The organism is Peteryoungia desertarenae (assembly GCF_005860795.2).
Classification (GTDB): Bacteria; Pseudomonadota; Alphaproteobacteria; order Rhizobiales; family Rhizobiaceae; genus Allorhizobium; species Allorhizobium desertarenae.
This window is the reverse complement of record NZ_CP058351.1, coordinates 536,162-553,877: the sequence shown is the minus strand read 5'-3', so window position 1 is coordinate 553,877 and position 17,716 is coordinate 536,162. Positions and strand designations below refer to the sequence as shown.

The window sequence follows — 17,716 nt, the reverse complement described above, 5'->3', positions numbered from 1 at the left end:
AAGGCGAAAAGCGATATTTGCGACAAACCGGTCCCTTGCTTCCATGTCCAGCGGGGGCACGGGGGTGGCTTCGGGTGATCACACGCTGTAAACCGGATTGCTCGGTGACGGCTCCCTTGCGGAGACAAAGTTCCATGTGCGCCTTCAGCTCGAATTTACGCAACATGCGCCTGCTGTGGTAAACGCCGTTCGTCTTTTCACGACCGGTTCAGGCTAACTCTGTCCCCGACGACCGATCTGACGCGCTACTTTTCCGGGGCTCCAAAAACAAACTCAACCGACGTCAGTGGCCAGCAGCCAGAGGTCCACTCGATCGTGCGGCCATTGCCGTCCTCGTTGCGGGCGTTCAGGTGGAACACCGGCGTTCCTGGCGTCAGTCGCAGGTTGTCTGCCTCGTCCGCCGACGAAAAGCCGCCGCTTATCCGTGTCTCGACCCTCCGGAAGGCTGCAATACCAGCGGCGCGGAAGACATCCGTCACCGACTGGCGTTCGGCGTAGAGTGCCTCGAAATCGGGAAAGCGATCGGCGGGAAAGTACTTGTCGTTCACATAGACCGGCTGCTCGCCGAGCAGTCGCAGACGCCGCAGGTGGATGATGTTTGCCCCTCCCGGGATGCGCAACCGTGCTGCCAGTTGGGTACTTGCCGGCTCGCGCCGGACAAAGCGTGTATCGGTGGTGATGGGTTCGCTGTGGGTCTCGATGTTTTCATGGAACGGATGGCCGTCGCGCACAGTGAAGATGGCCGGCGGGCTGCGCACGAAGATGCCAACACCCTTGCGTGCCGTGAGGTGCCCTTCGTTCTGCAAATGCTGCAGGGCCTGGCGAAGCGTTATGCGAGTGACACCGAGGCGTGCGGCCAGATGCGTTTCGCCCGGCAATTGGCTGCCTGATCTCAAGGTTCCGTTTTCGATAAGGCCGAGGATATGGTCGCGGATCTGCTGCCAGATCGGCATGTCGCTGCGTGGCCCAAAGACCAACCCCTCGAAGGTGGCGATCGGGATTTCAGGCGTTTGTAGCATGATGGTGTCCGGTTCAGGCAGCAGCCGAGGCGATCATGGGATCTGCCTCTATCAGATTCTGTGCCGAATAGACGAGCCGACCGTTGACAAAGGTTGCCATCACCCTCGGGTGCCGGATGTCCTTCGCATCGACAAGGATGACATCAGCGCGTTCTCCTTCCCCAAGCCGTCCCCGGTCGACAAGCCCGGCCGCCGCGGCGGCATTGGCGGACACGAGCTCCCAGATCTTGGCGAAGTTCGCATCCCCGGGGGATGCCAGCCGGAAGGCTGCATGAAGCGGAGAGGGATAGTGGTAATCGGAGGCGAGCACGCTGCAGAGCCCGTCCCGGACCGCTGTCGTTGCATCAAGCGCACCATTGTGGCTGCCACCGCGCACGACGTTGGGGGCACCGAGGATCACATGCTCGCCGAAAGCACGAGCTTCGGCAGCCGTCTCCAGCGTCAGCGGAAACTCCGAGGACACGGCCCCCAGAGCCCGAAAATGTCGGCGCTCGTCGGGTGAGGCCTCGTCGTGCGCAAGCAGCACGTTACCGTTTTCGCGCGCCGCCAGAGCGAGCTTTTCGACAGCTCCGGCCACATCCTTGCGGCGTGCCCAGACCTGATCGAGCAGCCCCATGTAATCGTCGCGCGACAGGCCGGAGCGCTCTGCCATCTGGCCGATCTTGCGGGCGATCGTGCCCTTTAGCACCGAACCCGTGGTGTGGTCGTTGAGCGCCACGACCGGCTTCGGATCAAGCGCCAGCCACTCGATCACCTGGCCGAGGGCGTCGAGCGCGAAGGTTTCCCAGCGCAGGTGCAGGCGGGTGTCGCAGGAAAGATGCGGGCGGGCGGCAAGAAGGGCCGTCACGAAATCTCCTGCCGCCTTGAGCGACCGCAGCCCCGGCTCCCAGGAGACGGTGACGCCATGAAAGGCAGTCGTGATGCCGTTCGCCACCAGCTGCCGGTCCGTGTCGCGCAGCGCCAGCCCGACGTCGAAGCGCACGCCAGGGCGGGGCATAATCTGCCGCTCGAAGCCGTCGCCGTGGATGTCGACGATGCCGGGCAGGACAAGTAGGTCCCTGGCATCGATCTCGCGTCCGCCGGACGCCTGTCCCGACACCTTGCCTTCCTGAATGAAAATGTCGGCGCGGTTGAGCCCTTCGGCGCCGAGAACGGCGCCGTTGCGGATGATCCAGTTCATGCTCGTCTCCCGTTTCCGTTTTTCGGTCTCGGGCCCGCGAACTGTCACGTGCCCGTCACGTGTCGCCGCTAGGGATAGTCGCGGAAGATGTTCCTGTCTATACAGCAAAGGAAAATTTCATGATCCGCTCCCTTCTCGCAGCCTGCGCATTCTCCCTCCTTTCCATCGCCCCGGCAGCAGCCGATAGCGTCAAGTTCGCCGTCACCGACATTGAAGGCCTGGAAGCGCTCCAGCAGGAGTTCGGCGGGTTCGAAAAGGCGCTCGAAGCAGCGACCGGCCTCGAAGTCGAGCTCTTCCCGGTCAGCTCGCGCACCTCGGCGGTCGAGGCTCTGAATTCCGGACAGGTCGACCTCGTGCTGACGGGTCCTGCAGAATACGTCGTCATGAAGGAACTCGCCCAGCCAAAGATCGTCGTTGCCTGGCAGCGCCCGGACTATTTCGCCCAGATCGCGGTTCTCGCCAACGGCCCGATCCGTTCGCTCGAAGACCTGAAGGGCAAGAAGGTTTCCTTCGGCTCGGTCGGCTCCACCTCGCAGCATCTCGGCCCGGCCCAGGCCCTTACCGATTTCGGGATCAGATATAATCAGGACTATGAGCCGGTCATTCTCGCCCGCAACGTCGCGGCCGAAGCGCTGATCCGCGGTGACATCGCGGCCATCGGCCTCAATTTCGGCCACCTGAATTCCATCCGCGAGGCCTTCCCGGACGTCGCCTTCGCCGTTCTCGCCCGTGGTCGCGACCTGCCGAACGACATTCTCGTCGCCCGCAAGAATCTCTCCGAAGAGATAGTAGCCAAGGTCCGCACCGCTTTTGCCGAAAAGGGCAGCGACCTGATGGCCGCCGTTCTCCAGGGCGAGGACAACCAGAAATTCAAGGGTGGCTTCTTCCTGACCGAGGTCAAGGACAGCGACTACGACTATGTCCGCTCGATGTACCGCACGATCGGTGTCGACACTTTCAACGACTTCGTCAACTAAGCTGATCACATCCGATCCCGCCAATGGGTCGGCGCCACCAGCGCCGGCCTCTCGCTACATCTGCAGAAAGAAGACCAAGATGGACGTCATCAGCACGCAGCGCCTGAAGAAGGGTTATCCCAATGGCAAACCGGTGTTTTCCGGGGTCGATATCCGCATTCGCGGTGGCGAGCGTGTCGCGCTGGTTGGTGCCAACGGGGTCGGCAAGTCGACACTGCTCAAATGCCTGATCGGCCATACGCCGTTCTGCGACGGCGAGATCTCGACGCTTGGCGAAGCCTTTTGCCGCGCACCGAACGGGACGCAGCTGAAGCGGATGCGCCAGCAGATAGGCTTCGTCTTCCAAAATCACGGCCTCGTGCGTCGGCAGTCGGTGCTGACAAATGTCGTGCACGGCAAGCTTGGCCTGCCGGGCAGTTGGCGCGCCTGGCATCAGGCGATCGCAAAGCGCGAAGCCCGCGAGGAGGCCATGGACGCGCTGGAACAGGTGAAGCTGTGTCACAAGGCAATGTCGCGCGCCGACGAACTCTCTGGCGGCCAGGCGCAGCGCGTCGCCATCGCACGCGCGCTGGTGCGCAAGCCCAAGCTGATGATCGCCGACGAACCGGCTGCCAGCCTCGATCCCACCGCCGGCCGCGACGTCATGGCACTGTTCTCGGACCTCGTCCGTGAAAAGGGCATTACACTCGTCTACACCACCCACGACATGGATCACGCGTTGAGCTTTGCCGACCGGATCGTCGCGCTGAAGGCAGGCAGCGTGCATTTCGACCTGCCGGTCGCCGACGTCGACCGCGAACGCCTGGACGGTGTCTTCCATGCGTGATGCTGTGCCCGACCGCTTCTTCCGTGCCTCGCCCTTTTCCTTTGCCGTTCTGGTCGCTCTTGGTGCGCTCTTGATTGTCTCGGCCACACAGGTCGCGCCGACACCGAACCAGTTGATCAACGGCGCTCCGAGAATGGTAAACCTGATCGAGCGCATGCTGCCGCCGAGCCTGGAACCCGGTTTCCTGATGCGCGTCACCTGGCGCACCATCGAGACGCTGCAGATCGCATTTGTCGGCACCGTCATCGGTGTTATGCTGAGTTTACCCATCGCTTGGCTTGCCTCGCGCACACTCTCGCCGATCGGTCCCTTCCGACACGTCTTCAAGGTGATGATCTCCCTGTTCCGCACCGTGCCTGACATGGTCTGGGCCCTGCTCTTCGTCGCCTCAATCGGGCTTGGTGCCGTCGCCGGCACCATGACCATCATCATCGACACGATCGGCTTTTGCGGTCGCTTCTTCGCCGAAGCGATCGAGGATGCGGAGAAGGAGCCACAGGAGGCTCTGTTTTCGGCTGGAGCCGGACGCTTTTCCGTACTCTCCGGCGCCGTCCTGCCCGATATCATGCCGTCGTTGATCAACACTTCGCAGTTCGCGTTGGAAAAGGCTGTCCGCTCGTCGGTCGTGCTCGGCCTCGTCGGCGCCGGCGGCATCGGCCAGGAGCTGAAAGTCGCCTTCGACCTTTTCCAATATCGCAATGCCTCGACCATCATCCTGGTGATCTTCGCGATAGTGCTTGTGATGGAACTCGCGACCGACCGTCTGCGGCAGAAGGCGCAGTAAAAAGCCGGCGGGAGCTCCGACCGGACTGCCGCCACATAACCCCACCGATCTCTAAAGATGGCACCTTCGGTTTCGGTGTCTGAGCTGGCGAAGGCGGACAGTCTTCGGCTTAGCATTGAGCAGTCATCGCTTCCAGGACGCGCCAATTGACCTGGCCTTGAGCGAAAGCAGACGATCATGTCGCACGGAAACGAGGTGCGCGGAGGGATTCACGGTGACGCCGAACACTGTCGATCCAAGCCATCAATTGCTTCTCGCGGTATCGATGATCAGGTCGACAATGCGGGAGGTCTGCTGGTAGAGCGCCAGCTCGCCGGCTTTCGCGAGAGGTTGGACACGGATACGAGGATTTCTTCTCTCTATTCGCCGGAAGCTCATCTCGTCGAAGACACCGTCCTGTTCCGGCGCGACCCATGTCAACGGAACCGACAAGGTGTCGATCACAGGATCGATGTCGGACCGGGCGAGGACAAGCTCCCGGACAAAGGTCTGATGTCCCTGGGCAAGCAGATGCGAACAGGCGTTTCGAATGAAGGGCGCAAGATTGGGATCGGTACAGGTGGAGTAATCGAGGGGCCGGGTACGGTAGGCGCGCTCGATATACCAGTCGACGCCATAGGTCAGGATCATGCGATGCGCCTGCTTGGCCATCAGGTCAACGAGCCATGGTAACATGCCGACGAGCCGCATCATCGCCTGTTGTATCGGCTGCAATCGCCGGATACCGCTGCGGTCAAGCACGCCCGTATAGCCAATGGCGATAAGGGCCTGGAAGCGGTCGGGCCGCAGGCTTGCTTCAGCAAGCAGCGGCAAGACGCCATTGCTGAGCCCGATCGCAATGCAGGGTGCCTTGACCACATGGTCGAGAAAGCCACGAAGCGCCGTGAGATTGTCTTCCAGTGGCGATAGGTTGGAATGCTGGCTGGAATTGCCGAAGCCCGGTCGTGAAAGGGCCAGAAGCTTGATGCCGGCATCGCGCAATTGGCCTTCGCTGTCGGGTGGTAGCAGATAGCACATTGGCAGGCCGCGACAGAGCACGACGGGTCGACCATTCGGGTCACCGAGCCAGGTCCAGGCGATGGAGCGCCCGTCAGGCAGGCTCAGCATCTCTTCGCGGCCAAGCGGGTCCCGCCATGTATCGGTCTTGCCCTGGCGGTCCTGAATGGCCCGCCCGGCGGTCATCGCGAGAAGCCGCATGAGCTCGACCTGGGAGGGTGCCTCAGTCTTTGCCATGATGCTCTTGAGCTGGGTGCGCACCGTCAGCAATGAAACATTGCGAGCGGCGGCAGTGGCGGCAACGTCACGGACACGGAAGAAAATACGCGCGATTTCCACTTCGGCGGCCGAGAGCCCGAAGGCTTGCGCGAGCATTTCTGAAGCGCGATCGGTCCACTCGATTTCCAGGGACCGGATGACGACGAAGGCGGCTCCGTCGTTCTTCGGGGCAAGAAGCCACGCCTCGGCGAAAATGGGGTCACCGTCATCCAGCGGAGACATCCGCAGGATGGCCTGGGAGCGGTTGGCGCGCTTGTTGGCCGCACGCATCATGGTTCGGAAGGTGTCCAGCGACCGAGCGTCTATTCTGTCCAGATCAAGGAAACTCCCCTGTCGTGCCCCGAGAATGGATGCCCCTTCGGTGTTGGTGACGACGACGCGTCCTTCGGGAGACAGAACGAGTGCCGGGCCGGGCACATCCTGCACGGCACGCGCCAAGGGGTCGTTCTCGGCAGGAATGTCGAGACCGTCGAGCGTTTTGCGTGCAAGCGCAAGCTGTGCCAGAAGCGCGCTCGACAATTGCTTTGATGCTTTCTCGTCATCCGGAATGCGACCGAGTTTCGCCTGCCAACTCTCGATCATGGCATCGAATGCTTCCTGGTCGACAATGGCGCGATAGGTGTTCGAAATGATATCGAGGTCCACGTCCGGGTCGATCACCCCGGAATTATCCGGCGCCATCGGGTCATTGTTGGCTGCCTTCAGAGGATGCTTCGAACTCCCCTCATCTCTGTCCATCGCCCATCTCCGCCAGAACCCTTGATCGGGATGATACGCCAAATGGTGTATGCGCCCAATAACGGACATCACTAAAAGAGAAAGGAGAAGAGCCAGAGGGGGATGCCGTCATGCCATTGCTATCCATTCGGTCGCAGGATTTCGACCGGGCAAGCCGCGTCGATGCGTTTCGTGATGTGGTCGCTAACATGACCAGGGTCGATTTCATCCCCGACGACCAGGAGCAATTTATCTCGGAGACATCGATCGCCGTCCTGCCCGGTGTGATCATCGGACATGGTCGGCATTCGGCATCGACCGCAATCCGGACACGAAACCATGCCGCCGAATGCAGCGACGATGTCATGTTCCACATTCCGCTTTCTGGCGGTGGCACGATCTCGCAGACCGGTGGCGAGCAGCAGGTCTTGCGTCCGGGATGTGTCTATGCCGATCCGGGCGATGTGCCGGGAACCGTGCGATTTGGTGGTCATCACATGGAAGGCATTTACGTCTCCATTCCACGGGCACATTTCACCAAAGCCGCCGCGGGTCTTGACGCCGTGCTCAGGCGCGCAGCACCGCTCACGCCGCAATGGCGGCTCTTTCTGAGCTACGTCCGCAATTTGCACACCGAACTGCCTCTACTTGCACCCGAGGAGGCGGCGCAATGCGTGGCGCATGTGCAGGATCTCGCCTTGATGGCGCTCGGGGCCACGCGGGAGGCCAGCGAGATTGCCGCCGGTCGCGGGGTGCGCGCCGCACGATTGAAGGAAGTCAAAAGGGAGATCGAACAGAACCTCCTCTCGTCCGGATTGAGCGCCGACAGCGTCGCGAGCCGGCTCGGACTTTCTTCGCGCTATATCCGCGTCCTCTTCGAGCGCGAGGGGACATCATTCCGCGACTATGTGGCGAGCCGGCGTCTCGCGCGTGCCTTTCGCATGCTGAGCGATCCGGCCTTGCAACATCTCAACATCGCCCAGATTGCCATGGAGGCGGGGTTCGGGGATCTGTCCTGGTTCAACACCCGCTTCAAGCAGACCTACGGCATGACACCAAGGGATGTGCGGGCTGGTTTCGCATAACGGCGCGACACTGTCGGGCGAAACAGCCCCTTACCTTCCGTATGCCCTTGTGCCATTGCCCCCGCAAATGGGTGCCACCAGGCCCAAGACCAGAGCTTCATCGAAACCTACTGTCGATTCTGGCAGGCATTCCCTTGCCAGGACATGCCCCATCGTGACCTTTTGAGGATCCAGTTTCATGTGGAATTTCAATTTATCCCGAGCTCTGGCGCTCATGGCGCGGACGGCTCCCTTTCTTCTCTTCCGGATGGCCGTCTATTTTGCCATGGCTTGCGCCTATCTGATCGCGACAGGAACAGGGGCCGCGATCGGTTATGGCGTCGGCCAGTTCGGAGATTCGGATTTCCTGGGATCCAGCACGGCACTTGGAGGGCTGATTGGCTTTGGTCTCGTGGCGGCGATCCTCTATCTTCTGCGGGAATATCTGCTCTATCTTGTCAAGGCGGGGCATATCGCCGTGCTCGTCGAACTGATGGACGGTCGAGCGCTGCCTGCGGGCGAAGGACAGGTCACCTATGGCAGCCGCATGGTCCGCGAACGCTTCACAGAGGCCAGCGTGCTTTTCGGCATCGACCAGCTCGTCAAGGGGGTGATCGCCGCCATTGCAGGGCTGATCGAGGGGATTGCGTCGCTCCTGCCCATTCCCGGTCTCGAGACGGCAGCCCGTTTCTTCAGAAGTTTCCTGAAGATCGCTGTCGGCTTCACCGATGAGGTCATCCTTGCCCATGCCCTGCGAACCCGTGCGGCCAATCCCTGGGCTTCGGCGGAAGAGGCTCTCGTTCTTTATGGCCAGAACTACAAGACCATGTTGCGCAACGCGGCCTGGCTCACGGTGATCATCTACGGCCTTTCCTTCGTCGTCTTCCTGCTGGCGCTCGCGCCTGCAGCCGCCCTAGTCCATCTGATGCCTGGCGCACTTGGCGCGGGCGGCTTCGTCTTTGCCCTGCTGTTCGCCTGGGCCTTCAAGTCAGCCCTGCTCGAACCGCTCGCCATCACCTGCATGCTGCAGGTCTTCTTCAGGACGACGGAAGGACAGGCGCCGGATCCGCAATGGCGAGCGCGCCTGCAGGACCTGTCGGGAAAATTCAGAGACATCGGCAGCAAGGCTGCAAACTGGGCATCGGGTGGGCAGACACCGGTCCGGCCCTTCGTGGCATCGGCTTGAAAGGAGCGAATTCATGAAAAACGCTTTGCTGAAATCTGGTATTCTTCTCGCAGGGCTCTTGCTTCTTCAGATCCCGACCGGGCAGGCCGAGGAAGCGCCACGCACGATCATCGTCATGGATGGATCAGGCTCCATGTGGGGGCAGATCGACGGTCGGCCGAAACTCGAAATCGCCCGCGAGGCGGTGGCAGAGGTTGTCACCCATCTGCCGGTGGAGCAGGAACTCGGGCTGATCGCCTATGGTCACCGCTCCAAGGGCAATTGTGGCGATATCGAGCTTCTGGTGCCGCCGGGGAAAAACACCGGACAAACGGTCGTCGGCGCGGTCAACGCCATGCGCTTTCTCGGCAAAACCCCTCTCTCGGCTGCCGTGCGGCAGGCCGCTGAGGCTCTGCGCTATGGTGAGGAAAGTGCAACCGTCGTGCTTGTGACTGACGGACTGGAGACCTGCGAGGCGGACCCTTGTGCGCTGGCTTCGGAACTGGAGGCGGCAGGTGTCAATTTCACCGCCCATGTGGTCGGTTTCGGGCTGTCAAAGGAAGAAGGCGCCCAGGTGGCTTGCCTCGCCGAAAACACGGGAGGGCGATACATTGAAGCGGCAAATGCCGGCGCGCTCAGCGACGCACTGAGTGAAACGATTACCATGGCACCGCCGCGAGACACGACACATTTCCCAGGCCGCCCGCTGATGCCCAGAATCCAGCTTCAGCCGACAGGGCGGTCGATTGGGCCTGAAGTTGCATTCCCGCAGCAACCCGATTTCCCCCGCGACGGTACAGCCCAAGACTGCCGGTCCTTGGCCGAAGCTGATGCGGCAACTGCAGCCTGGATGTTCGAGCCCCCCGGAAGTTATTTCGTCGAGGAACCCCGATGCCGTCTTTTCAGCTATTCGACGGAATTGGATTGGGCAAAATTGCCGCCTGAAGACGGCTGGGTTTCCGGTTTCAAGACGGATGCAATCCTTTTTGTGCGTCCTCTAGAGGAGGCGGCAATTGAGCCCGGCAAGGCCGGTATGGTGAACCGGGGACCGTATGCGGTCGGCGTTGCACAGATTGAGCTCGGTGTACTTGCGGAGGGAAGCGAGACGGGCGGCGCAGCGCTGGCCTTGAGGCTCTACCCGATCGGGAACGTCAGTCCGGGCGCTGCTATCACCTATAGCACGGTTGAAGGAACCGAAGGCGCCAAGGACGCTGCAATCGAGCTTGCGGCGCCCGGTTCCTATCTTCTCAGACTGGAAACCTGGGGCGGTGACAAGCTCGACGAAATGGAAATCCTTGTCGAGACGGACCCTGCCGTAACGCTCAAGTCTCCATCTGTCGTCGCGCCGGGCGCCCCGATCGTGATTGAAACCAGCGGCAGTCAGTTGCGCAGCGACGGGATCGAGATCTGGCAAGGCGAAAACCAGATCGACTGGGGCCGAACACTCAGCGAACTTGCTGCCGGCCAGCCTCTGACTGCACCTGGCGAACCAGGCACTTACGATCTCGTCTACAAAGGTTACGATGCGTCTGGTGAGAGGAGGGAGAAGGCGCGCATCTCCCTCGATGTCGGGACGCCAGATGCGACGCGACCGACACGTAATCTGCCGCAGAAAAAGGCTGATGCCGGCCCCGGCGCAGCCACCACTGTGAGCGAGGATGTTGCCTATTCTTGCGACGGGCCCGCGCCTTGCTCCATCACCGATGCTGGGAGTGGTCTTTCCTTCATGCTGCCCGCAGGCTGGTGGACGGATCACCCCACGACCGAGGGATACACGAGCGGTGCTCAGGCGGCAGGCGATGTTTTTCCCCCGCGGGTCAATTTCTTCCGCAAGGATACAGACGACGCGCTGGTCCTTGGCCCACGCCAATGGGTTGCGATTAATGGCCCATGTGAAGAGGTGGGCGCGCTCGGTCAGTTCTGCATGTTTGAGAGCGCGCATCCCCAGGTTCTGGCCGCCTATCAGCTTGTCAAGGCAACCTTGAAATGGGATCCGCCGCAGGATCAGGCCTCCCTCAACCGCGACTGCACTGACGATGACGGACATGGTCCTGACGCCTGCGAAAACGGCGCGGAGGCCGGCGGCAAAGCATTTTCGGAATACCCCCATCGATGCCTTCCGGGTGACCGGACGGTTTCAAACTGCGACATGCGCGATGGGGCGACCAATCTCTTCTTTCATCTTCCGGAAAACTGGGTGGCTGAGGTGGAGGCCTCGTCCCCATTTCCGCGTGCGGAATTTGCTGAGCAGGCAGGTTCAGCTCATTCGATCTGGCTCAATCCGAAGGACTGGCCGCTTGGCGATCGTGGCTGTTTCCTGACACGGGTCGGACAATTGTGCTTGGATCCGGACAGTGCAGACGAAGCGCTTGATGCGGTGCGACAGACGGGGGTGCGGACGAAAACTTGGACCACCAAGGAGGTAGTTCATGTATTCCTACGCAGACAGACTTCGAGCGGTTGAACTCTATATCCGGCTTGGCAAGCGGCTGAACGCGACCATTCGCCAGCTGGGTTATCCCACAAAGAATGCGCTGAGGGGATGGTACCGTGAGTATCAGCATAACCTCGACCTGCGCCCTCAGCCGGTGGCGCGGGCGCCAAAATACACCGAGGCCCAAAAACAGGCCGCCCTTGAGCACTTTCGCACCCATGATCGTTGCATCGCAGCGACGATGAGGGCACTTGGCTATCCCGGTCGAGGGACACTGACCGCATGGGTCCGTGAGGCGTTTCCGGAGGCGCGAACATCGATGGTCGGTCGATCGTGGCATCCTGGCCATTGCGAGGAGGTCCGGCAAGCAGGCGTCATCGGACTATGCAGTGGAGATGAAACTGCTCAACAGGTTGCGGACCGGCTGGGCGTCTCAAGGCCGACATTGTACAGCTGGAAAGATCAGCTACTCGGTCACGAGGCTCCCTCATCCATGAAACGCCGCAAAGCCAACCCCAAGGTGCCTGAACGTGAAGAGCTTGAGCGACAGCTTGAAGCCCTCCAGCGTGATGTCCGCCAGTTGCAACTCGAGCATGATCTCCTGAAGAAGGCTACCGAACTCCTAAAAAAAGACCTGGGCGTCGATCTGCAAATCCTGAGTAATCGGGAGAAGACACAGCTGATTGACGCCCTGAAGGAAGCCTATCGCTTGCCAGAGCTGCTCGCCCAGCTTCGAATTGCGCGCAGTTCGTACTTCTACCATCGCTCCCGCCTATGTCTGGCAGACAAGTATGCCGCCATCCGGCACAGCCTTGCGGAAATCTTCGAAGCAAACCGTCGCTGCTACGGCTATCGCCGATTGCAGGCGTCGCTTGCCAGGCAAAGCGTGACAATCTCGGAGAAGGTTGTGCAGCGTTTGATGAAGCAGGAGCAGTTGGTTGTCGCAAGGCCCCGTCGACGGCGTTTTGGATCTTATCTGGGAGAAATCAGCCCGGCGCCCGAGAACCTGATCAATCGCGACTTCCATGCAAAAGCACCGAACGTAAAATGGCTGACGGATATCACCGAGTTCCAGATCCCAGCTGGGAAGGTGTACCTCTCGCCCATCATCGACTGCTTCGACGGCATGGTCATCAGTTGGTCGATTGGAACGCAACCTGATGCGGGTCTCGTCAATACCATGCTGGATGCCGCCATTGAGACCGTAACCAACAGGGAGGAACGGCCAATCGTTCATTCCGATCGCGGCGCTCATTATCGCTGGCCTGGCTGGCTCAACAGGATCAGCAATGCGCAGCTGGTTCGTTCGATGTCCCGAAAGGGCTGCTCGCAAGACAACGCTGCGTGCGAAGGCTTCTTCGGCCGGTTGAAAACCGAACTCTTCTATCCAGGAGACTGGAAGGCCATCACGATCGAACAGTTCGTCACCGAAGTGGATGCCTACATTCGATGGTATAACGAAAAGCGCATCAAGATATCCCTGGGATCGCTCAGCCCAGTCGAATATCGAAAGAGCCTCGGTCTGATTTTTTGAAACAGTCCAAGTTTTTGTCCGCACCCCCGACCCTGCAGTTCACACTGACGACAGGTGAGGTTCTGCGTCGCTGCGGCGACGAGGATTGCACCTTTGCTCACCCCAATCCCGCACTCTCCGGAAAGCTGCCGGCCCTCTGGTCGGTCGAGGTCGGGCGCAGGCTCCCAGACGGGCGTATCTCAACCTGGTTCTGGGATCGCGATCCCGCCGGCAATTTCAAGCTCATCGGTCTCAATCAGCCAGGTGGAGACAATTGCCTCGAAGTCGAGAAGGCGCAGATGCTCTGCGAGTTCACGCCGTATATCTCCACCGATGAGATGGAACTGATCAGGTCGACATTGCAGCTTGTCGGTTCGCCAACACCGCCTGCAAGCACGACAAAAGCACTCAGCGCCGCAGAGGCAAGAGCCCTGCTTGACAAGCTGGTGCCAAATCGCATTCCCGCCCCTGAGCAGCAATGACAAGGAAACCGACCATGAAAAACTCCCTTTTCCTGATTGCAGCTGCTGTTGGTTCCACATTTGGAATGTCATCGGCGCAAGCTGAACAGAAGGTCCTCGTCGCCGAGTGTCATGGCAAGGGCGCGCGCTTCTTTCTCTCGGAGGTGACGCAACAGGAGGCCAATGTCCTGATGGGAACCGACGGGCCGATGCCTGACAATGCCATCATCGTCATTGCGGCCGGGAAGGAGCCCTTCTGGTCCACCAGGAGCCGCAAGCAGATCGATCAAGACTGCGGTGGTGAGGGACAAGACGAGATCGAGCTCTTTGCCGGCACCCAACCACGCGATGGCGTTTGGCGAACAGACATTTCCACCCGGGCAGAAGATTGCCCGACCGCAATTCGCCAGGGCCTGGCGGGCAATCTACCGGGCCCGGAATCCGACTCGCGCAGCATGAAGTGGCCCCGTCCCTTCGATCCGAACAATCTGCCTCGCGACTACAATCCAGGTCATACATGGAAGCCCGCTGGTGAAAACCGCTGGACAACGTCGTTGCTGGATGCAGCCGGGCTCCCCAGCTTCGAGGGGCGACAGTTTGCCAGAAGCACGATGGTCATGACACTTAAATCCGAAACAGAAATCACCATGTCCCATACCATGCAGATCAATCTGCCGGGAATCGCGCAGCAGGCCCTGGGCGGTGGCGGCAATTGCCGGATCATCACTGACAGCGTGTCTGTCTGGCAGTCCGATTAGTCTGAGGCGCAAAAGGCTGGCCTTTTGAATGTGGTGCCAGTGTCGTCGCAGACGGGGTGATCCGCTGGCCCTCAGACTTCCCTGTCGACTGCATCCGCTTTGGCTGTTTGCCGCAGGTTCATGTCTGAGATCTCGATCTTGCTTGTCAGCGCTCAGATCCCGTCACCCACGGATTTACGGTTTCCACGCGCGTCGCCTCGCATTAAGCGGTATTGCGTGTTGACAGCTTTCCACCACGCGGCGCAGCGATGGCGGCTCCCTGGGCGTCGAACTGGCGGAACGGCCTGCCGACTGGCTGGCGATGGGATGCGATGATCGCAGAGTACTGCGATGCCATGCCGTTATCTGTCCGATGAGCCGGTCGGGCAATGTTTGCGAGAATGCCACGATGGACGCTTCTTCTCGTTGCTCAAGGCGGAACGGACGGCCCGCAAGCTCTCCAGAACCAGAGGCGAGGCTGAAGGCAGACATGGTCGACAATATCGAGCGTTTCTACGATCCAAAGCCTCGGCAATCGACTTTGGCCTATCTCAGCCCGACGGAACTTGAAAACAAGGTCGCACTGGCCTGGCTCGGTGTCCGAAAAACCGGTAGCGGACACTTGACATTGGAGCCCGTATTGCGGGCTGGGGTGGAGAGAGATCGACGTTTTCTGGGGTGCAGTCAACAGATTGATGTCGCGCTTCAAACCGGAGGAATGCGAAAACGAGCCCAAGGCTGGTGCATGTGAGCTGGATGGCACGGGGTCTGTCCGAAATGGGCTGACCTTGGAAGAGCGACCATACGTGGTCGAAATGCAAATGCGATCGCCAGATGAAGAACTGGATGCCGTGTCGATGTGGAAACAGGCAGGGCATCGGCCCGGCTCGATGTCTCGAGCTGCCATAAATCAGAATATTACAGAATATGACACATGGTGCGCTTGTTGCGGGCTGACCGCCACGCCAAAACACGTAGCTTGCCTCCTCACACGCGGCTTGGGAGAGCCCGCGATCTGAAAGGGAGGAAACAACATGTCGGGCCTGACAATCCGCAACGCCATGGTCTGGGACGGCGTTTCAGACAACAATTATCCAGCCACGGTCGTCATCGACGGCAACATGATCACGAAGGTCATCAAGCGCGGGGAGCCCGAGGGCGAGACGCCTCCGGAGACCATTGATGCCGGAGGCAACAGCCTGATGCCGGGCATGGTCGAGGGTCACTGCCACCCGAGCTTTGTCGGCATCAATGAGCCAGCCGAACTGGGGCGGATCTCCCCGGAACGTCACACATTGCTGACGGCCAAGAACGTCAAGCTGCTGCTCAGCCACGGCTTTACCTCGATCTTCGAAGCGGCTTCTGCGAAGCCGACGATCGGCGTGGTCATACGCGATGCGATCAATGAAGGTCTTCTCGACGGTCCGCGCATGATGGCGGGCAGTCCCGAGGTGACGACCACGGCGGGCCTTGGCGACGAGCGCATGCGCTGGATGCATCAGGAAAGCTTCGGGATGATCGCCGATGGTCCGGACGAATTCCGCCGCGTGGCGAGGGAGTGCTGCCGCGACGGCGCCGACGTCCTGAAGATGAACATTTCCGGCGACGAATTCGTCTCCTTCGCCAAGGCCGAGATCACGCCGACCGAGCAGGAAGAGATCGACGCTTTCGTCAAGGTCGCTCACGCCTTCGGCAAGACGGTTGCCGCACATGCCCGCAGTCCGGAATCGGTCAAGCGCGCCGTCCGCGGCGGTGTCGACTGCATCTATCATTGCGACTTCGCCGATGAGGAAGCGCTCGACATGCTCGAAGAGGCGAAGCATCGTATCTGGGTCGGTCCGGCCTTCGGCCTTGTTCACAATTCGACAAAGGAAGGCGAGCCCGCCGGCATCACGAAGGAATTGGCGCAGGAACTCGGCCTTTTCCGCAAGTTCGAACATACCTGCGCGGCCTATCACGAAATCCGCAAGCGCGGCATCCGCGTTGTCGTCGGTGGCGACTATGGCTTCGCCGTCACGCCTATGGGTCAGAATGCCCGCGATATCGAGCATTTCGTCCGGTATTTTGGCTACTCGCCGGTGGAGGCGCTGCGCTGCGCGACGTCGGTCGGCCAGTCGCTGATGCGTCGCAGCCACGATCTTGGTCAGGTCAGGGAAGGCTATCTCGCCGACCTTCTGATCGTGCGCGGTGATGTGACCAGGGACGTCGGCCTTCTTCAGCATCAGGACAACCTCCTGATGATCATGAAGGACGGGAAAATGTTCAAGGATCCGCGCCACGGCTTCCATGATCTCGGTCTGATCCGCGCTGCGGAATGACCGGTCGGGCGTGCATCGAACGCAAGCCCCTGAAAATTCATATGAAATCCAATACGCCATCTGGAGGCAAATCATGCGTATTCTAAAGAATGCGGCGACAGCCGTGACCCTCGGCCTGTTCGCAGCCACTCCCTACGCCCAGGCGCAAGACGGCTATCAGGGTGTGCCGAGAACATTCCTCTGGAACCCGGGCTCGGTCGCAATCTACGATGCGGCGGAGCACAAGAAGGATGGTCCCTACACGATCGGCTTTTCCAATGCCTCCATCTCCAACCCGTGGCGCGTCGCCATGCTTCACGGCATCGAGGCAGCCGCCGAGCGCCACAAGGACAAACTCGCACGCTTCATCGTCACCGATGCCAGCGACGACCCGTCAACGCAGGCCGCCGACATCCAGGACCTGATCGCGCAGGGCGTCGACATCCTGCTCGTCAGCCCCGTGACCGCGGAAGCGCTCGACCCGGTGATCCGGCGCGCCACCCGCCAGGGCGTGCCCGTTGTGCTCGTCGATCGTGCGGTTACGGACCCCGAGAACTTCATCACTTTCGTCACGGCGTCCGATCAGGCGCTTGGCCGTATCTCCGCACAATGGCTCGCCGAAAAGCTGAACTTCGAGGGAGATGTCGTTATGCTTGGCGGTTTGGCCGGAGCCTCCCCCGCAGAGGCACGCATTCAGGCGGCGCTTGAAGTCTTCAACCAGTATCCGGGCATCAACGTGCTCGACACGCAATACACGTCATGGTCGCCCGCAAATGGCAAGACGATCATGCAGGCGCTCATCCAGCGTTTCGGTGACGGGATCGACGGCGTCTGGTCTGACTCCGGTCTTCAGGGTTCGGGCTCGATCGAGGCCTTCCTTGCTGCGGGATATGCCGCCGGCAGCATTCCACCCCACACCGGAGGCGACTTCAACGCCATGTACCAGCTTTCCGTTCAACATGACGTGCCCATGATCGGGATCGACTATCCGCCGGCCATGGGTGCGGTCGCCTTCGATACGCTCTTCGATGTCCTTGATGGAAAGGGTATTCCGCGTCGCATAGAGGTCAACCAGCAGGTTGTCGTCAGCCGCGGACACGAGACACCATCGGTCTCCGCCGACGTCTTCGTTGACGAATACGCCCTGATGGACATGCCCGGGTCGGTCATCATGTCTTCGGGCGTGGGTGCCGACTACAACCCGGAGACCTTCACGGCGGATTATCCGCGCTGAGCCCCCAGGGATTGCAGCACGACGGGTCGCCCC

The 17,716-nt window shown here is 60.6% G+C and carries 16 protein-coding genes; 12 read left to right on the top strand and 4 right to left on the bottom strand.

Features of this window, described 5'->3' with window-relative positions; all coding sequences use genetic code 11:
* Positions 1-245: 245 nt before the first annotated feature.
* Both phnF and FE840_RS19920 read right to left on the bottom strand, forming a co-directional pair.
* Positions 246-1,019, bottom strand: a complete 774-nt coding sequence (gene phnF, locus FE840_RS19925; RefSeq protein ID WP_138287698.1) for a phosphonate metabolism transcriptional regulator PhnF — start codon at positions 1,017-1,019, stop codon at positions 246-248.
* Positions 1,020-1,032: 13 nt separating this feature from the next.
* Complete coding sequence (locus FE840_RS19920; protein WP_138287699.1) at positions 1,033-2,199, bottom strand: alpha-D-ribose 1-methylphosphonate 5-triphosphate diphosphatase; 1,167 nt, start codon at positions 2,197-2,199, stop codon at positions 1,033-1,035.
* A gap of 119 nt (positions 2,200-2,318) precedes the next feature.
* Here FE840_RS19920 and FE840_RS19915 point away from each other — a divergent pair, with 119 nt between their 5' ends.
* The 3 genes from FE840_RS19915 (at position 2,319) to phnE (ending at position 4,786) form a co-directional block, all read left to right on the top strand.
* Positions 2,319-3,176, top strand: a complete 858-nt coding sequence (locus FE840_RS19915; RefSeq protein ID WP_138287700.1) for a PhnD/SsuA/transferrin family substrate-binding protein — start codon at positions 2,319-2,321, stop codon at positions 3,174-3,176.
* 79 nt (positions 3,177-3,255) lie between these two features.
* Positions 3,256-4,002, top strand: coding sequence for a phosphonate ABC transporter ATP-binding protein (locus tag FE840_RS19910; protein WP_138287701.1), 747 nt, complete (start codon positions 3,256-3,258; stop codon positions 4,000-4,002).
* Entirely contained in the window at positions 3,995-4,786 is a 792-nt protein-coding gene (phnE, locus tag FE840_RS19905; protein WP_138287702.1) for a phosphonate ABC transporter, permease protein PhnE, read from the top strand. The genes FE840_RS19910 and phnE overlap by 8 nt, the downstream gene beginning before the upstream one ends.
* Before the next feature lie 243 nt (positions 4,787-5,029).
* On the opposite strand, the gene FE840_RS19900 is transcribed toward phnE, so the two are convergent.
* Entirely contained in the window at positions 5,030-6,799 is a 1,770-nt protein-coding gene (locus tag FE840_RS19900) for a bifunctional helix-turn-helix transcriptional regulator/alpha/beta hydrolase (protein WP_246318955.1), read from the bottom strand.
* 110 nt (positions 6,800-6,909) lie between these two features.
* Between FE840_RS19900 and FE840_RS19895 the strand changes: the two genes are divergently transcribed.
* From FE840_RS19895 to FE840_RS19870, 6 genes are all read left to right on the top strand, one after another.
* Positions 6,910-7,863 carry a helix-turn-helix transcriptional regulator gene (locus FE840_RS19895; RefSeq protein WP_138287703.1) on the top strand — a complete coding sequence of 318 codons (954 nt, stop codon included), beginning with the start codon at positions 6,910-6,912 and terminating at the stop codon, positions 7,861-7,863.
* A 178-nt stretch (positions 7,864-8,041) separates the two neighbouring features.
* The gene (locus tag FE840_RS19890; RefSeq protein WP_138287704.1) at positions 8,042-9,028 is read left to right on the top strand and encodes a hypothetical protein; all 987 of its coding nucleotides are present in this window, start codon (positions 8,042-8,044) and stop codon (positions 9,026-9,028) included.
* 13 nt (positions 9,029-9,041) lie between these two features.
* Entirely contained in the window at positions 9,042-11,471 is a 2,430-nt protein-coding gene (locus FE840_RS21155) for a vWA domain-containing protein (protein ID WP_138287705.1), read from the top strand.
* Positions 11,437-12,975, top strand: coding sequence for an IS3 family transposase (locus FE840_RS19880; RefSeq protein ID WP_138289827.1), 1,539 nt, complete (start codon positions 11,437-11,439; stop codon positions 12,973-12,975). The genes FE840_RS21155 and FE840_RS19880 overlap by 35 nt, the downstream gene beginning before the upstream one ends.
* A gap of 14 nt (positions 12,976-12,989) precedes the next feature.
* A complete protein-coding gene (locus FE840_RS19875; RefSeq protein WP_171033799.1) occupies positions 12,990-13,436 on the top strand; it encodes a hypothetical protein in 447 nt (148 codons plus the stop codon).
* Between the two features lie 14 nt (positions 13,437-13,450).
* A complete protein-coding gene (locus FE840_RS19870; protein ID WP_138289133.1) occupies positions 13,451-14,173 on the top strand; it encodes a hypothetical protein in 723 nt (240 codons plus the stop codon).
* Positions 14,174-14,375: 202 nt separating this feature from the next.
* On the opposite strand, the gene FE840_RS21090 is transcribed toward FE840_RS19870, so the two are convergent.
* Positions 14,376-14,510: a PIN domain-containing protein gene (locus FE840_RS21090; protein WP_138289134.1), complete on the bottom strand. Its 135-nt coding sequence runs from the start codon at positions 14,508-14,510 to the stop codon at positions 14,376-14,378.
* 132 nt (positions 14,511-14,642) lie between these two features.
* Here FE840_RS21090 and FE840_RS21235 point away from each other — a divergent pair, with 132 nt between their 5' ends.
* The 3 genes from FE840_RS21235 to FE840_RS19855 all read left to right on the top strand — a co-directional run bounded on the left by FE840_RS21235 (position 14,643) and on the right by FE840_RS19855 (position 17,683).
* Positions 14,643-14,903 carry a hypothetical protein gene (locus tag FE840_RS21235; RefSeq protein ID WP_138289135.1) on the top strand — a complete coding sequence of 87 codons (261 nt, stop codon included), beginning with the start codon at positions 14,643-14,645 and terminating at the stop codon, positions 14,901-14,903.
* A gap of 283 nt (positions 14,904-15,186) precedes the next feature.
* On the top strand, positions 15,187-16,470 hold the full coding sequence (locus tag FE840_RS19860; protein ID WP_138289136.1) for an amidohydrolase family protein: 1,284 nt from the start codon (positions 15,187-15,189) through the stop codon (positions 16,468-16,470).
* A gap of 73 nt (positions 16,471-16,543) precedes the next feature.
* A complete protein-coding gene (locus FE840_RS19855) occupies positions 16,544-17,683 on the top strand; it encodes a substrate-binding domain-containing protein (RefSeq protein WP_138289137.1) in 1,140 nt (379 codons plus the stop codon).
* Positions 17,684-17,716 lie beyond the last annotated feature (33 nt).